This window comes from Microbacterium stercoris (assembly GCF_017592545.1).
GTDB lineage: Bacteria > Actinomycetota > Actinomycetes > Actinomycetales > Microbacteriaceae > Microbacterium > Microbacterium stercoris.
The window spans coordinates 295,130-310,524 of the sequence record NZ_JAGFOA010000002.1; the positions used below are offsets into that span (position 1 = coordinate 295,130).

14 protein-coding genes are annotated in these 15,395 nt (G+C 71.8%); 7 read left to right on the forward strand and 7 right to left on the reverse strand.

Annotation, left to right across the window (positions count from 1 at the left end):
• Positions 1-160 precede the first annotated feature (160 nt).
• Positions 161-805, reverse strand: a complete 645-nt coding sequence (locus J5V96_RS05545; protein WP_236014525.1) for a TetR/AcrR family transcriptional regulator — start codon at positions 803-805, stop codon at positions 161-163.
• Positions 806-879: 74 nt separating this feature from the next.
• On the opposite strand from J5V96_RS05545, the gene J5V96_RS05550 reads away from it, so the two are divergent.
• From J5V96_RS05550 to J5V96_RS05565, 4 genes are all read left to right on the forward strand, one after another.
• The gene (locus tag J5V96_RS05550) at positions 880-2,376 is read left to right on the forward strand and encodes a purine-cytosine permease family protein (protein WP_208501491.1); all 1,497 of its coding nucleotides are present in this window, start codon (positions 880-882) and stop codon (positions 2,374-2,376) included.
• Positions 2,373-3,986 carry an amidohydrolase gene (locus J5V96_RS05555; protein WP_208501492.1) on the forward strand — a complete coding sequence of 538 codons (1,614 nt, stop codon included), beginning with the start codon at positions 2,373-2,375 and terminating at the stop codon, positions 3,984-3,986. Before J5V96_RS05550 ends, J5V96_RS05555 begins: the two co-directional genes overlap by 4 nt.
• A 269-nt stretch (positions 3,987-4,255) precedes the next feature.
• The gene (locus J5V96_RS05560) at positions 4,256-5,218 is read left to right on the forward strand and encodes a hypothetical protein (RefSeq protein WP_208501499.1); all 963 of its coding nucleotides are present in this window, start codon (positions 4,256-4,258) and stop codon (positions 5,216-5,218) included.
• Complete coding sequence (locus tag J5V96_RS05565) at positions 5,211-6,350, forward strand: hypothetical protein (protein WP_208501500.1); 1,140 nt, start codon at positions 5,211-5,213, stop codon at positions 6,348-6,350. The genes J5V96_RS05560 and J5V96_RS05565 overlap by 8 nt, the downstream gene beginning before the upstream one ends.
• Positions 6,351-6,383: 33 nt before the next feature.
• Here the strand turns inward: J5V96_RS05565 and J5V96_RS05570 are convergent, their stop codons facing one another.
• On the reverse strand, positions 6,384-6,830 hold the full coding sequence (locus J5V96_RS05570; RefSeq protein ID WP_208501510.1) for a MarR family winged helix-turn-helix transcriptional regulator: 447 nt from the start codon (positions 6,828-6,830) through the stop codon (positions 6,384-6,386).
• A gap of 36 nt (positions 6,831-6,866) precedes the next feature.
• Here J5V96_RS05570 and J5V96_RS05575 point away from each other — a divergent pair, with 36 nt between their 5' ends.
• Positions 6,867-8,684, forward strand: coding sequence for a DUF2207 domain-containing protein (locus J5V96_RS05575; protein ID WP_208501511.1), 1,818 nt, complete (start codon positions 6,867-6,869; stop codon positions 8,682-8,684).
• Between the two features lie 23 nt (positions 8,685-8,707).
• Here J5V96_RS05575 and J5V96_RS05580 read toward each other — a convergent pair whose 3' ends face one another.
• The 3 genes from J5V96_RS05580 to J5V96_RS05590 are packed head-to-tail and all read right to left on the reverse strand — an operon-like array spanning position 8,708 to position 11,255.
• Complete coding sequence (locus J5V96_RS05580; RefSeq protein WP_208501519.1) at positions 8,708-9,391, reverse strand: response regulator; 684 nt, start codon at positions 9,389-9,391, stop codon at positions 8,708-8,710.
• Positions 9,388-10,593 (reverse strand): sensor histidine kinase, encoded by a 1,206-nt coding sequence (locus tag J5V96_RS16965; RefSeq protein ID WP_208501521.1) that lies wholly within the window; start codon positions 10,591-10,593, stop codon positions 9,388-9,390. The genes J5V96_RS05580 and J5V96_RS16965 overlap by 4 nt, the downstream gene beginning before the upstream one ends.
• Complete coding sequence (locus tag J5V96_RS05590) at positions 10,590-11,255, reverse strand: DedA family protein (RefSeq protein ID WP_208501523.1); 666 nt, start codon at positions 11,253-11,255, stop codon at positions 10,590-10,592. Before J5V96_RS05590 ends, J5V96_RS16965 begins: the two co-directional genes overlap by 4 nt.
• Positions 11,256-11,442: 187 nt before the next feature.
• Between J5V96_RS05590 and J5V96_RS05595 the strand changes: the two genes are divergently transcribed.
• Positions 11,443-12,843, forward strand: coding sequence for an acyltransferase family protein (locus J5V96_RS05595; RefSeq protein ID WP_208501526.1), 1,401 nt, complete (start codon positions 11,443-11,445; stop codon positions 12,841-12,843).
• A gap of 165 nt (positions 12,844-13,008) precedes the next feature.
• Here the strand turns inward: J5V96_RS05595 and J5V96_RS05600 are convergent, their stop codons facing one another.
• The gene (locus J5V96_RS05600; RefSeq protein ID WP_208501534.1) at positions 13,009-13,677 is read right to left on the reverse strand and encodes a TetR/AcrR family transcriptional regulator C-terminal domain-containing protein; all 669 of its coding nucleotides are present in this window, start codon (positions 13,675-13,677) and stop codon (positions 13,009-13,011) included.
• 61 nt (positions 13,678-13,738) lie between these two features.
• Here J5V96_RS05600 and J5V96_RS05605 point away from each other — a divergent pair, with 61 nt between their 5' ends.
• The gene (locus J5V96_RS05605) at positions 13,739-14,383 is read left to right on the forward strand and encodes a DUF4386 domain-containing protein (RefSeq protein WP_208501536.1); all 645 of its coding nucleotides are present in this window, start codon (positions 13,739-13,741) and stop codon (positions 14,381-14,383) included.
• Here J5V96_RS05605 and J5V96_RS17360 read toward each other — a convergent pair.
• Positions 14,304-15,308, reverse strand: coding sequence for an IclR family transcriptional regulator (locus J5V96_RS17360; RefSeq protein WP_307793535.1), 1,005 nt, complete (start codon positions 15,306-15,308; stop codon positions 14,304-14,306). The genes J5V96_RS05605 and J5V96_RS17360 overlap by 80 nt on opposite strands.
• Between the last annotated feature and the right edge of the window lie 87 nt (positions 15,309-15,395).

The window sequence follows — 15,395 nt, forward strand, 5'->3', positions numbered from 1 at the left end:
ACTCGCTGGCTCTCGTTCTAGCAGGCGCAGGAGTTGGAGATCGGGGGATGCAAGTGAGCTCTTCGCATGAGCGATCTCACCGCCCCGGGGCCTCGGGAGGCCTCACCGAGGTCTGACGTGCGGTGGCGCCGCGCGGCACAGAACTCGCACTGAGCAGGACTCACGCCTCGCGCGCGACGACCGTTCCGAGCGCTCCCGGCGCGAGTCCGAGCGTCCACTCCGCCACGTCCGCGACGACGCGGGTGTGGGCCGGGTGCTTCGATTGCGCGGAGGCGTTGACGTACGACCCGCCGCCGTCGACGGCGATGAGGATGCGGATGCACGCCGTCTCGGCATCCACGGGGGAGAAGTCGCCCGCGGCGATGCCGTCGTCGATGAGCCGGGTGAGGCGCTCGCGGTCGAGCGCGTCCTGCACCTCGAGTTCGGCGTCGAGGGCGGGGCTGAACCGAGACAGGTGTCGGGCGTTCAGCCAGAGGCGCGCGAGGGGGAGCGAGGCGCCGCGCTCGATGTGGTGGACGAAGCGGGCCAGGCGCTCGACGGGCGTTCCCTCCGCGGCGAAGAAATGCTCCCGTTCGGTCACAGCGGCGCGGGCGAACGCTGCGACGACGAGATCCTCGGCCACGGGGTAGTAGTGGGTGATGAGTCCGGGGCGGACTCCGAGTCGCGCGGCCACGGCGCGGAGGGTGATGCGCTCAAGCCCCTCCTCGATGGCGATGTCTGCAGCGCACTCGAGGATCTCCTCGCGCCGTTCTTCTGGCTGCTTGCGGATCCGCGGGGAGGCAGTGCTTGACGTCACGCGTCCCATGCTATTGACTGACTGACCAATAGTCCATTGGGCACCCGACCAATAGCAATGACGCTCCTCCCGGAAGGACTTCCATGACCGATATCCGATCCACCGCCGACGGTGTGCCAGTCGGCGGCGGCAGCGCCCGTGGCACGACGGCAGCCCCCGCGCTCGCCCCGGATGCCGGTCTGTCCGACTCCGCCACTCGTCCCGAGACTCGGGGCATCGAACTCATCGACGACACGCAGCGCCACGGCCGCGCACGAGACCTGTTCCTGATCTGGGCCGCGCCGAGCGTCAGCATTCTGAACCTGACGATCGGCGCGTCCCTGATCCTGCTCGGCCTCGAGGTCTGGCAGGCGGTCGCCGTGATCGGCGCCGCCTCGCTGCTGTGGATCCTGCCAGGCGTGATCGCCGGCAGTGGACCCGCTTCGGGCACCGCCGGCTCCGTCGTGACCCGCGCCATGTACGGGATCTTCGGCAACCGGCTCTTCGTCGCCGTCGTCGGCTGGTTCATCGGCGCCGTGTTCCTCTCACTGACGTGGCTCGCCTCGTCCTTCATGGGTGCCGACCTGCTGCGCCGCGTCGGCCTGCAGGATCCGGTCTGGGTGCCCATCGGCGTCACCGTCGTCGTCGCAGCCGTGACGATCCTCGTCGCGATCTTCGGCCACGGACTGATCCTGCGCGCCTACCCGTACATGGCGGCGGCGCTCTTCCTCATCTTCCTTGCCGTCGCCGGATTCATCGCCCCGACCGTCGACTGGCAGTACTCCGCACCGGCGCCCCTGACCGGTGCCGCCCTGTGGTCGTCGATCTCGATCGGCTTCACGATCCTCGCCTCCACCCCGCTGTCGTTCATCAACAGCCCCGACATCGCGCGCTACCTGCCGCGCAGCACGAAGCCCTCGCACATCGCCGCGGCGACTGCGCTCGGCGGGGCCGTGCCGTTCATCGTGTTCACGATCGTGGGTGTGCTGCTCGCCACGGGCCTGAGCGCCGCCGCGTTCGAGGCGGGCATCGACGTCGCCTTGCTCGACCTCCTGCCGGGCTGGCTCGGCCCGGTGCTCGTTGTGGGCGTCATCGTCAACACCATCGCCCTGAATGCCATGACGGCTTACACGTCGAGCATGGCGCTGCAGGCGATCGGCTTCCGGCTCCGCCGCATCCCCGCCGCGATCATCGTCGGTGTCGTCGGCACGGCCCTCACGATCTACCTGGTGCTGTCCTCGAGCCTCCTGGAGGCGGCGAATCTGATGCTGCAGTTCCTCGTCGTGGTCTCCGGACCCGCGATGGCCATCTTCGTCGTCGACGTCCTCCTGCGCCGGTACCGGTACGACGGGATCGACCTCTTCGACGACGCCAGGGGCGGCAGGTTCTGGTACTCCGCGGGATGGAGCATCCCGGGCATCACCGCCCTCCTCGTCGGCGGCATCGTCACCGCGGTGTGCCTCTCGACGAGCGTGTGGGAGGGGCCGGTCGCGCAGCTGACGGGCCACGTCGACCTCTCCGTGCCGGTCGGGATGGCCGTGTCCGCCCTGCTCTACGCCGTGCTGCTGCGCACCCCTCTCGGAAAGGACGGTCGACCGTGACCACCCGCTACCTCAACGGACGCATCTTCACCGCCGACCTCGACCCGACCCGCACCTGGGCGGAGGTGATCGTCATCGACGGAGAGGAGATCGCTTACGTCGGCACCGCCGACGGGGCGCCCGATGCCGACGAGACGGTCGACCTGGAGGGACGCCTGGTGCTCCCCGGCTTCACCGACGCGCACACCCACCTGCTCATGACAGGCGCCGCGCTGGGCCAGGTGCCTCTGACCGCCGCCCGATCGCTCGACGAGATCCAGGAGGCGCTTCGCCAGGCGCGGACGGAGAACCCCGGCGCGGCGGTCCTCCGCGGGCGCGGCTGGCTGTTCGACTCCGTGCCCGACGGTGCGCCGACCGCCGCGATGATCGACGCCGTCATCAACGACATCCCGGTCTACCTCGACGCGAACGACTATCACTCGTGCTGGGTCAACACGGCTGCGCTCGCGGAACTCGGCATCACCCGCGCCACGCCCGACCCCCTCGGCGGTCGAATCGTGCGCGACGCGGACGGTGAGCCGACCGGCCTTCTCCTCGAGACCGCGGCGACGCAGTACGCGTGGGCGCATCGCGACGAGACCACGACCGACGCCGATCGCGACGCCGACGTCGACCGCGTGATCGACGCCTACCTCGCCACGGGCGTCACCGGAGTGGTCGACATGGCGTTCGACGAGTTCGGCCTCGCGGCCTTCGAGCGGGCACGCGTGCGGCGCGGCGGTGAGCTCCCCATCCGCGTCGCGGCGCACTGGCTCGTCAACAACACCGGCGACGACGACTCCAACCTCGCGCAGGTGGCGCGGGCCGCCGACCTCGCGAAGGCGTCGGCCTCGCCGTGGCTGCGCGTCGTCGGCATCAAGCTCATCCTCGACGGGGTCATCGACGCGTGCACGGCGGCGATGCGGCATCCGTACGCCGACGGCTCGAACGCAGAACCGATCTGGCCCGTCGAACAGCTGCATCCGGTGGTCGTCGCCGCGGATGCCGCAGGACTGCAGATCGCGCAGCACGCGATCGGCGACCGGGCCAGCGACATCGCGCTCGATGCGCTCGAGCACGCGGCGTCCGTGAATGGGGACCGGCCGCGACGTCACCGCATCGAGCACCTCGAATACGCCGCGCCCGGAACGGCAGAGCGGATGGCGCGCCTCGGCGTCACGGCGTCGATGCAGCCCGTGCACAGCGACCCCGCGATCTTCGACAACTGGGCGCAGATGCTCGGTGACCACCGCGTCGAGCGGGCGTTCCCGTGGCCGGAGTACGAGGCGGCCGGTGCCCTCCTGGCCTTCTCGACGGACGCACCGACGGCACCCCACGAGTCTCTGGCGAACATGTACGTCGCGTCGACGCGGGCGTCGGCTCTCGATCCGTCCGTGCCGGCGACGCATCCGCAGTACGCCTTGCCGTTGGAGAGCGCCTTCGGCCATGCCACCCGGGACGCCGCGGCATCGGTGGGAGACGGGGGCTGGCGAGGGCGGATCGCCCCCGGGTTCGCGGCCGATCTCATCGTGCTCGATACGGACCCGTTCGCCGAGGGTCCGCGGTCACTGCTCGGCGCCCACATCGTCGAGACCATCGTCGCGGGCCGCACCCGGTTCCGTACGCGATAGGTCGACGTACCTGCGCCATGGACCCGGCGCACACCGTGTTGAGACAGTACTGAGAAGGCCCCCGCGAGAGCGAGGGCCTTCTCGTTTCTGTCAAGAGCGGCGGGGGTGATTCACCCTGAGGGTGAACTTCGGGCTCAAGAGGCCGCTTCCGCCCGATTTGGGCACTTCTGCCCGCCCGGCGCAGGGCACACTGAATCATCGCAATCGGGTGATCCCGTGACCGGGCACCGAATTGGGGTCCGCGCAGGTGTCGGGGGAAGGGGCCGCGCGTGATCCTCATCGACATCGCCGCCACGAACGGAGTGAGACTCCGGGAGATCGGCGCGCTGCGCGCCTGGGAGCGCACGGCGCGCGAGCGCCAGGCCGGGCGCCCCGCGGGGGTCGACTGGTTCGTCGCCCTCGAGGTGCTGTCGGACGACCGGCCGGATGTGCGGCGCCGCAGCGCGCCGACCGTCAAGGCGCTCGCCGCATACCTGGACACCTCCGCCGGCGCCGTGTACGACGGGGCGCTGAAGGCCTCGGGCCAGAAGCTCCGCGCGGCCCTGGGGCAGGATCCGACGCCGCGATCCCGCTCGCATCAGGCGATGAGCGACCTCTACCTGCAGGCTCGGATGGCGACGTTCCTCAGCTATCGCGACGGCCTCGTCCACTTCCTCGGGGGAGTCCCCGTCAGCGCCGAGCACGCCCTGCATGCCTACGTGCGCGTGGTGCTCGAATGGGCCGCGCGCTGGCGCGGGCTCACGCGCGCGACCGAGCTGGAGCGCCGCCAGCGCGACGAGGCCCTCCCGGGCCGTGGCTCGGGCGCGGATCTGCGGGCCGGTGCGATCGCGCTGCCCGCGATCGTCGCGCTCGACCTCGACGACCTGCTGCGTCTGCTCGATCAGGAGTCGGGTGCGGTGGTGTCGGCCCCGGACGCAGCGCTGCGGGTCGAGCGGCTCGGCCGCGCGCTCTCGCACGCGATCGCCTTCCTCATCGAGGACCCGACCCTGCCCGTGGAGGGCGCGTACGGACACCTTCTGTCCGAGCTCGGCCGGATCGCGGGCGGACCTCCGGCTCGCCGCCGTGTCTCGCAGGTGCACAGCCGCCTCGCCGCGGCCGAGGCCATCAGCGAGATCCGCGAGATGCTGCTGGCGCGCTCGGGTGACCCGCGCGTGGATGCCGACCGCGTGGATCGGCTGCTGGCGGACGTGCGGCTCTCGCTGGCCACGAGGGTGGGGGTGCAGGATGACTGACATCGAGCTCGTTCCGGAGCTGTCGCTGCCGGAGGATCCGGCGCCGCGCTGCTCCAATCGCGACCTGCGCGAGGAGTGGGACGCGGCCGAGGCACGCGCGTACTTCGCCGCGGCCGTCACCGTGCTGCCGCACTCGGAGCGTGCCCGAGGCATCCTGCAGCGTCTCGAGGACCTGCTCGACGACGCCGTCGCCGATGAGAGCGTGGAGTCGAGCGCGGCCCGGCGTGTGCTGATCGTCGATCTGACCGAGTACCTCGAGGAGCGCCGCGGCCGCTCGCGCCCCGAGGCCGCGCGCCTGTCGGAGCTGCGCTGGAAGATGTCGAGCATCGAGCCCGTCGTCGCCGAAGACGATCCGGCTCTCGAGCGCCGTCGGACCGAGGAGGCGATGCTGCGCGGCGGCGACCCCGCGCAGCGCGATGGGGTGATCGAGGAGCTGCGCGAGCGGGCCGACGTGCACGGCTCCCTGCAGGCGCCCGACCATCTCACGATCACGCGCGCTCTGCGCCTCGCGTGCCTGCTGCGGCTGCGCGGCACCTCGGAGGATCTCGTCGAAGCGCACCGCCTGGTCGACGCGGCGATCCACTGGCGCACGCGCCAGCACGGCGCCGAGCATCCGCTCACGCTCGGGGCGCGCGTCGCCGCCGTGCGCAACGTGCTCGAGCCGCTCGAGGCCCGCCGAGACGAGGGTCCGCTCGGTCTCGGACACGCCGACGGCGTGCGCGAGGCGTTCGAGCTGGCCTCCTCGCTCTTCGCCACGTCGTCGCGCGTGCTCGGCGAGCATCACCCCATCGCGGTCAGCGCCCTGTTGTGCATCGCGCGGGCGGCGCGTCTGGGGGATCGGCCCGTCGAGGCGCGGCTGCATGCGGAGCGCGCACTCGCCCTGTCAGCCGGGCGCGACGAACGCGCCGAGTCCGGTGTGCCGGCGATCCTGCGCTTCCTCATCGCCGAGTCGGAGGCCCTCGGCCACCCGCTGCTGATGCGCCCGCGGGGGGCGTGGCCGTCGCGCACCCGCGACCCGCGCATCGTCCGCGCCATCGCGCTGCTCGACGAGGCGCAGGCCGCCATCCTGCATCGCAGCAGCCTGGCGCCGTGGAGCGTCCGCATCCAGCGTCTGCGTGCCGCCCTGGTCTGACGTTCGCTCAGAGCGAACGATGTCTGCCTCGGGTCAGGACTCGTAGAGGTGCTGCGCGCGGCGCAGCTTCTGCGTGAGAGCGCGCAGCTGGGCGAGCTCCTCGTCGCTCAGCACGCTCATGCGCTCGGCGATCGCGCGGCCGTGTCGCAGGGCGATCGCGCGAAAAGCGCTCGCCCCCGCCTCGGTGGCGGTGATGATCGCGCCGCGCTTGTCGGCCGCATCGAGGCACTTCGTCACGAGGCCGCGCGAGACCATCCGGTCGACCAGGCGCGAGACGCTCGGCTGGCTGATGAGCATGTTGGTCGTGACGTCGCGCAGCCGCGCCGACATGCCCTCGGCACGCACCACGGTGAGCAGCACATCGTATTCGGGCTGCGAGAGCTCGGCGCTGTCGAAGTCGGAGCCGAGCTCGGCGAAGACCTCGTACTGCGCACGGAACAGACTCTCCCACGCCTCCACGGCGAGCCTGCGATCCACCATGCTTCCAGCGTAGACGCGCCCGATAGCGTGACAGCCATGCGAAGGACACTCTCCGGACCGATCCGTCTCCTGGCACGGGCGGCCGCAACCGTCGTGCTGGCCCTCGGACTGGTGGCGGGGGCCGGATCGGCGGCTCACGCCGACGAAGAGGACGATCTGCAGGACTTCCACTTCGATCGGGTGGAGAGCCTGATCGAGCTGTCGCGCGACGCCGACGGCGTGGGCATCGCCACGATCACGGAGACCTTCACGGCGGTCTTCCCCGACCACGACCAGAACCGCGGCATGCGGCTGCAGATCCCGACCAACTACGACTGGATCCCGCTGCGGCCGCAGCTCGTCTCGGTGACGGACGGGGAGGGAACCGACCGCGCGTTCGAGACCGAGACCGACGACGACCGGCTCGTGGTGACCTCGGCCGTGCCCGAGGGGCAGTTCGTGCACGGCAAGCAGACCTACGCATTCACCTACACGGTCGAGAACGTGGGCCGCGCGATGGAGAACGGCGTGGACGAGTTCTACTGGGACGTGCTCGGCCACGACTGGGCGCAGCCGATCGGCACGTTCACCTCGGAGATCCGGATCGGACCCGAGCTCGCGTCGGCGATGACCCGCGAGATGCGCTGCTACGTCGGGGCGCTCGGCACGGACGACGGCTGCGTGATCATGAGCAGGGGCCAGGACGACGGGGGACAGGTGGTGAACCTCCAGGCCCTCGACGGCGTGGAGCCCGGCCATGGCGCCACGGTCGCGATCGGCTTCGAGCCCGGCACCTTCACGCCCTTCGACGCGTCGCCCTTCTCGTCGCCGTGGGCGATTCTGCAGATGGCTGGCGGCGCGCTCACCCTCGGCGCGCTCGGATGGGCGCTCGCCATCCGGCGCCGCAAGCTGCAGCACGAGCCCGGCCGGCCAACCATCATCGCCGAGTACGAGCCGCCGAAGGGCATCGACGCCGCGACGGCCGCGGTGATCCTGGGCAAGGCGAGCAAGATCGTGCCCGCCGAGATCCTCGAGCAGGCGGTGATCGGATCGCTGCGCATCATCGAGTCGACGGGTGCGTTCGGGCGCTCGAAGTTCACGGCGGAGCTCGTCGACGCCTCCCGGGCCGACGACAACGGCCGGATCATCCTGAAGGGCCTGTTCGGCAAGAAGCTCGCCCCGGGATCGACGTTCGAGTTCGGCACGACCAGCACACGATTCGGCAAGGCTGCACAGAACCTGCAGGCGTGGGCGACCGAGCGCGATGCGAAGCTGCGCGGCAGAAGCGGATTCCGGATCGGGGCCGGCGCGGTGATCCTCGTGGTGGTGGCGTTCCTGCTCACCCTGGGCTTCGGCATCGCGGCCATCGCGACCTTCGTGAACCCGGTCGTGCCGATCGTGCTGCTGGTGTTCGGCTTCCTCGCGCTGTTCGCGGTGCTGATCTTGCTCGCGCGAGCCCCGTTCACCCGCGAGGGGGCGGAGATCCGGGACCACCTGCTCGGCCTCAAGCTGTTCATCGAGTGGGCCGAGGCCGACCGGATCCGGATGCTGCAGTCGCCGCGGGGCGCCGAGCGACGTCAGATCGACACGGGCGACCCGCACCAGATGCTTGTGCTCTACGAGCGCCTGCTTCCCTTCGCCGTGGTGTTCGGGCAGGAGCGGCAGTGGGCCGAGCGTCTCGCGGTGCTCTACCCGGGTGGTGCCCCCGGCTGGTACTCCGGGGCGGGGCCGATGAACGCCGCGGCGTTCTCGGCGGGGATCGGCTCGCTCTCGTCGACGGCGTACTCGTCGAGCGTGTCGAGCTCGTCGGGTGGATCGTCGGGCGGCGGCTTCTCCGGAGGCGGAGGCGGCGGCACCTCGGGCGGCGGCGTCTAGGGCGCGGGGTCCGGCGTCGGCGTCTAGGGCGCGGGGGAGGAGTCGCCGGGGCGCACGAGGCCCGAGTCGTAGGCGAAGACGACGGCGTGCACGCGGTCGCGCAGCCCCAGCTTGGACAGGATCCGGCTCACATGGCTCTTGGTCGTCTGCTCGGAGACGAACAGGCGCCCGGCGATCTCGGCGTTGGAGAGGCCCGCGGCGATCAGCGCGAAGACCTCGCGCTCGCGATCGGTCAGCGCCGCGAGCAGGTGGGAGGGCGTCGCCCGGCGCGCCGGCGCCCCGACGAACTCCTGGATGAGCGTGCGCGTCACGCTGGGGGCCAGCAGCGCATCGCCCGCGTGCACCGTGCGCACGGCCGCGATCAGCTCGTCGGGAGTGGCGTCCTTCAGCAGGAACCCGCTCGCGCCGGCGCGGAGCGCGGCGAAGACGTAGTCGTCGATGTCGAAGGTCGTGAGCATCAGGATGCGCGGCCGATGAGCCGACAGCTCATCGCCGAGGATCGCCGCGGTCGCCTCGATGCCGTTTATGCCGGGCATCCGCACATCCATAAGCACCACATCCGGTCGCAGGCTGCGCGTGCGCGCCAGCGCGCCGGCGCCGTCCTCGGCCTCGCCGGCGACCTCGATGTCGGGCTGCGCGTTCAGGATGGCCGCCAGCCCGACGCGGAACATCTGCTGGTCGTCGACGACGAGCACCCGGATCGTCACGCGCGCTCCTCACCCTGCGCGGCGGCACGCGGCACGCGCGCCTCCACCGCGTAGCCGCCGGCCGCATCCGGGCCGTGCGCGAGGGATCCGGATACCGAGCTCATGCGCTCCATCATGCCGCGCAGGCCGTGACCCCCGGACTCGGACGGCGGCAGGGCGGCGACTCCGGGCCCGTTCGCCACACGCAGCACGATGTCCTCGCCGACCTCCGTGAGCGAGAGGGTGATGTCGGCGCCGCGCGCGTGGCGGACGGCGTTGCTCAGCGACTCCTGCGCCACCCGGTAGAGCGCGAGCTGAACGGCGGACGGGGGCGCCGGATCGATCGGCTCGACGTCGGCGTGGATCGTTGTGCCCGCCGCGCGGGTCGCGTCGATCAGCGCCGGCAGGGCCTCGAGCCCCGGCTGGGGAGCGGTGAGCACGCCGTCCTCGTCGCGCAGCACGCCGAGCAGGCCGCGCATCTCGCGCAGCGCATCGCGCGCCTGGGCGGCGATGCCGTCGAACTCGGCGGCGGCCCGCTCGTCGAGGCCCTCGATGCGGTAGCGAGCGGAGGTGGCGCGCATGTGCACAACCGACATGCCGTGGGCCACTACGTCGTGCATCTCGCGCGCGATGCGGCCGCGCTCGGCGGCCCAGGCGACGCGGGCGCGCTCGAGCTCGGTCTCGTGCTGCGCCGTGCGCACCTGGCGCAGCAGCAGGCCGATGATCGCGCCGGTCAGGGCCGCCAGCGCGGTGATGCTCGCGGCGACGATGAGGCCGTTGCCGGCGTCGGTGTCGTCGCGCTGCAGGGTTACGACGCCCGCGAGCACGGCCGATCCGAACATCGCCGCGACCCACGTGACCATCTGCAGCCGCCACTGGGCATGCAGACCGAGCAGCACGAGCAGCGCGCTGAGCGCGATCATGCTCACCACGCTCAGGGGCCACGGGGCCAGCTGCGGCGCCGAGCCGAGCGCGATGCCGAGCAGCGCGAGCACGTGCACGAGGGCGCCGAGCCATGGTGAGAGCGCGGCGAGCAGCAGGCTGCCCGCCTGCGCGATGCCGAGCACGAGCGCGAACGGCGGCCAGAGGCCGTGCACCGCGCTCTGGACGGGGATGCCTACGGCAGCCACGCCGACGGCGACGATGCTCCATGCGATCCAGTCGGCGCGGGTCAGTGCGCGCACGGGAGGGCTCCAGAGCGCCCGGCTCCACGTGGCGTTCACGCCGGCACCTCCTCGTGCGCGGGCGCCTCCGGGCACGGGGCGGCATCCGGAGCGCCGCGGCGGCGCAGTCGCCGCACAAGGCGCATGCCGGCATCGACGGCGACGCCTAGGAGCAGCGAGATGACCACCGCGGTCGCCGCGGACGCCAGCGGGGTGTGGGGGAACCACGTCGAGGCGAGCGCCGAGATCAGCAGGCACATCACAGCCCAGCTCACCGCGGCCATCGCGCTGAAGGTCGCGAAGCGGCGATACGGCATCCGCGTCGCACCCGCCATCGTGTTCACCGCCACCCGTCCGATCGGCACGTAGCGCGCCGTGAGGATGAGCGTAGCCGGGCGCCGCTCGAGCTGCCGGGCCGCCCACCCCAGCGCTCGTCGCACCGCGGGGCGGCGCATCCAGGCGAAGCGATCCGTGCCGATCCGGCGTCCGATCAGATAGGCCAGGCTGTCGCCCGTGAACGCGCCGGCCGCGGCGGCGAGCACCACCGCGGCGAGCGTCGCGGGGTCGCCCCCGCCCGTGAGAGCCAGCGCACCCGCCGCGACGACCGAGGTCTCGCTGGGCACGGGCGGGAAGAACCCGTCGATCACGCACGCCGCGAACACGATCAGCGGCATCAGGGGCGACGAGATCGCGTCGGTCAGGAAGGCGGTGATGGCGTCCATGGGTGGGGGAGTCCTCTCGGTCTCCCTGACGGTACGGACGCGCGACCTCGCCGGTCATCGTCCGCAGGAGCCATCCGCACCCCTACTCGAGAGGGATATCCGTCGGAGCCTGCGCGGGATGCGCCGCGCCGCACCGCACCGCGACGCTCGTCCCGGCGCGCCGCCCGGCCGCCGAGAGAGGACGGCCATGACCCTGCAGGACACCCGGATCGATCCGAGCCCGACGGTCGCGGGCCGTCCCCGCGGCCTCGCGCGAGACGCCGCCGTGGACGTCGCCCGCGCCGCCTGCCTGCTGATCGTCGTCGCGCTGCACGCGATGATGGCGGGCGTCGGCGGCAGCGCCGCGCATCCGGTGTTCGAGAACGCGATGCAGCGGTGGGACGGCTTCGCCCCGCTCACGTGGGTCGTGCAGGTCATGCCGCTGTTCTTCGTGCTCGGCGGGTTCTCGGCGCTCACGCAGTGGACCCGGATGCGCGAGCGCGGCGAGCCCGCGGCCGCCTACATCGCCTCGCGCCTGCGCCGGCTGCTGCCGCCGGCCATCGGCGCGGTCGCCGCCACGGCGATCCTGCTGCTCGGCCTGCGCGCGAGCGGGGTGCCGGAGCAGGTGGTCGCCGAGGCGGGATTCCGGATCGGCCAGCCGCTGTGGTTCCTCGGCGTCTTCCTGCTGTGCACCGGTCTTGTGCCCGCCATGATCGCGGCGCACCGCCGGCATCCGTTCCTCACGCTGGGGGCGCTCGCCGCGGTCTCGCTGATCGTCGACATCACGCGGCAGGCCACCGGCGTCGAGGCGATCGGCTTCGCGAATCTGCTGTTCGTCTGGCTGCTGTGCCAGCAGCTCGGCTTCTTCCTCGCCGACGGCACGGTGGATCGGATGCGCACGGCGACCATCCGGCGGGTCGGGGCGGGGGCGCTTGCCGCGGCGGTGGCGCTGTGCGCGATGGGGCTCGCGTCGTGGAGCCTCTTCGACGCGCTGAACCCGCCGTCGACGGTGCTCGCGCTCCTCGGCCTCGCGCAGCTGTGCGCGTTCGCGCTGCTGCGCCCGCGGCTGCGCCGATTCGCGGAGCGGCCCTGGATCGGGCGGGCGGTCGCGGGCGTGAACGCGCGCGCCATGACCCTCTATTCGTGGCACATGCTCGTGCTGATCCTGCTCACCGGTGCGCTGCTCCTCGGCGGCGCCGCCCTGCCCGATCCGCTCTCGAGCGCCTGGTGGGCGAGCCGCCCGCTGTGGCTCGCGGTGGTGGCGGCCGCGGTGCTCGCCACGGTGCGCGCGGTCGGGCGCCTCGAGGATGCGCCCCGGCGCCCTGCCGCACGGGCAGTGCGCGCGGGCAGGCCCGCGGCGGCGCTGCTGGCGGCGGCGGGGGCCGTGCTGCTCATCCTGATCGCGGGGCGCGAGCCGCTCGTCTGGGTCATCGCGGCCGGGGTGCTCGCGGGCGCGCTGCGGCAGTCAGCGGGCAGCAAGAGAGCCCTGTCGGAGAGGCATCCGACAGGGCTCCTGTCCCTTGCACCAAGAGTGTCCTGCAATCACATGACCGGGGCTGCCACAGCAAAACAGCTGGCCGGTGAAAAGGACTCTATAACGGCCGGGTAACGACCCGCAAGCGGTTTCCGTTATTTTTTCGTGACCGGATATCTCGGCCTGGCGAGGGCGGTCTCGCGGCAAGTGTCGCGGCGCTTTTTGACCCGCCGTGGCCCCGCCCGGGTTGAGCCTGCGGCGCTCTCGATAGGGACCGTGACATGGCTCGGGGCGACGGGGTCACTCGCCCGGAGCTGACCGCCATCCGGTGTGGTGGAGACGGGCGAATCCGTCCAGGAGGATGTCGAGCGCGAAGGTGAACTCCGCGTCCTCGTCGCACGCCGCGCCGGCGTGCGGCGCCGTCGTCGCCAGGCGGATGATCGCCGGATACGACTCGGCGTACTCCGCGAGCGCCGCTGCCCGCTCGGACGGATCCGCGGGCAGCGACGGTGTCGGCATGACATCCCTCGTGAAACCCCACATGCGCGTGCTGAGCGCGTGCATGGCGTGGTGCACCAGGTCTGCGGAGAGGCCGCCTCGGAACATGATGTCCATGAGCGCGTCCATGTGCGCGAGCACCGCGGCGCCCGCCATCGTCCGCGTCTCGATGGCCGAGTGCGCCCACGCGTGGCGCGTGATCGCCGCGCGAGCGGCGAGGATGCGCGCCCGCAGCTCGCGCGCCCAGTCGCCTTCCTCCTTCGGGACGTCGAAAGCCGCGACGATCCGCTCGACCATCCCGTCGATGAGCTCTTCTCGGTTCGCCACGTGCTTGTAGAGCGCCATCGGAGTCACGCCGAGGGCCTGCCCGAGACGCCGCATCGTCAGGCCGTCCAACCCCGCGTCGTCCGCGAGGGAGATGGCCGCGTCCAGCACGCGGTCGCGGTCGAGAGGGAGACCGGCGGTTGACATGTGTACAGCGTATACCTACTCTGACCTGAGCGGTATACGCCGTAAACCGAGAGGACCACCCATGAGCGACCCGTCCCGCCGTTATGCCCGCAGCGCTGGCATCCTGTATCTCGTCACGCACGTGACCTCCGTGACCGCTGTCGCCGCGTACGGCGCGTCGGCCCTGCCGCTGGGAGTCGCGCTCGAGGTCGTCCTCGCGCTCGGCTGCCTGCTCACGGGCCTGCTTCTCCTGCCCCTGCTGCGCGCGGCGGGCCAGGCGCGGGCGCTCACCTTCGCGCTCCTGCGCACCCTGGAGGCGGCCGTCATCGCGGCCGGCACGCTCCCCATGCTGGCCCTGATGTGGATCGGCGCCTCGGGAACCGCTGTCGGCGAGACGCTGGAGGCCCTGCACACGGCCGCGTTCCTCGTCGGCCAGGGCCTGGTGATCAGCGTCAACACGATCGTCCTGGGGTGGCTGCTCCTGGACTCGGGTCTCGTCCCCCGGGCACTCGCGGTCCTCGGCCTCGTGGGGGGAGCCCTCGTGCTCGGCAGCAACACGGCGCAGCTGTTCGGGGTCATCCCTCTGAACGGCCCGGTGGCCGGCGTCTGCGCCGTGCCCGTCTTCGCGTTCGAGATCTGGTTCGCGTTCACCCTGATCTTCCAGGGTCTCCGTCCGCGCGCGGGCGGGAATGTGGCATCGGCCGCGACTGCCGCACCGGCTGTGTGAAGGTCCGCGAGCGTCTCGTTGGATGATCACCGACGCTGCACGACCGTGAGGTCGTGCAGCGTCGATTCGCGTCGGCCGCAGCCCACCCCAGGCGTCGCCTCACCTCCCCCGCGGCGCGCGCGACCAGCCCGCCGAGCGCGTCGAGCCGCGGGCCGATCCGCGCCTTCGGCGCGCTGACGTTGACGGCGGCGACGATCCGACCTGTGAAGTCGACGACCGGCGCGGATGCCGCGACGACGCCGAACTCGAGCTCCTCGTCCGAGAGGGCGTAGCCCTGCTCGCGGATCCGGCCGAGTTCCGTGTGGAGGCTCGCGAGGTCGGTCACGGGGGAGTTCCCCGGCGGAGGGGAATCCAGCACCGGGAACCCCGAGGGATCCGCCTGGTCGAACCGGCCGACGAGCGGCTGGTCCTGTCCGTGGTCGTCGTACCAGCGTGCGAGGGACTCCTCGTCCCAGTCGCTCAGCAGCGCGCGCCCGGACGGCGTGCGCCACGCGGCCGTCGTGGTGCCGGCCCAGCCTGCCGTGCGCACATCGTGCGGGCTCAGCTCGCTGAGCAGCGTCAGCACGTTGCCGCCGCGCAGCACGCACAGGTGGCTCGTCTCCCGGGTGGACTGCACGAGGCGGCGCAGGATGCTCCGCGACGCGTGCACCAGCGTCGAGCTCGCCGTGCGAGCGGCGAGCGCGTACAGCCGGGGGCCGAGCAGGTAGCGCAGCGATTCCTCGTCGCGCTCGACGAGGCCGGTCTCGGCGAGCGTCGCGAGCGTGCGCGAGACCACCGCCTTGTCGCGACCCGTGAGCTGGGCGACCTGTGAGACCCCGAGGCCCCCTGAACGCAGCGCGTCATCGGTGCCGAGCAGCTCGAGGATCTGGATGTCGCGCCCGAGTCCGGAGGAATTGCGGCGGGGGCTGGCCGAGGTGGAGGTCACGCTCGCAGTCTACCGATCCTCGTTGCCATATCAACAACCTCCTTTGACGAAATGGACACGCGAGCTACCGTGAGTCCTACGCCCGGT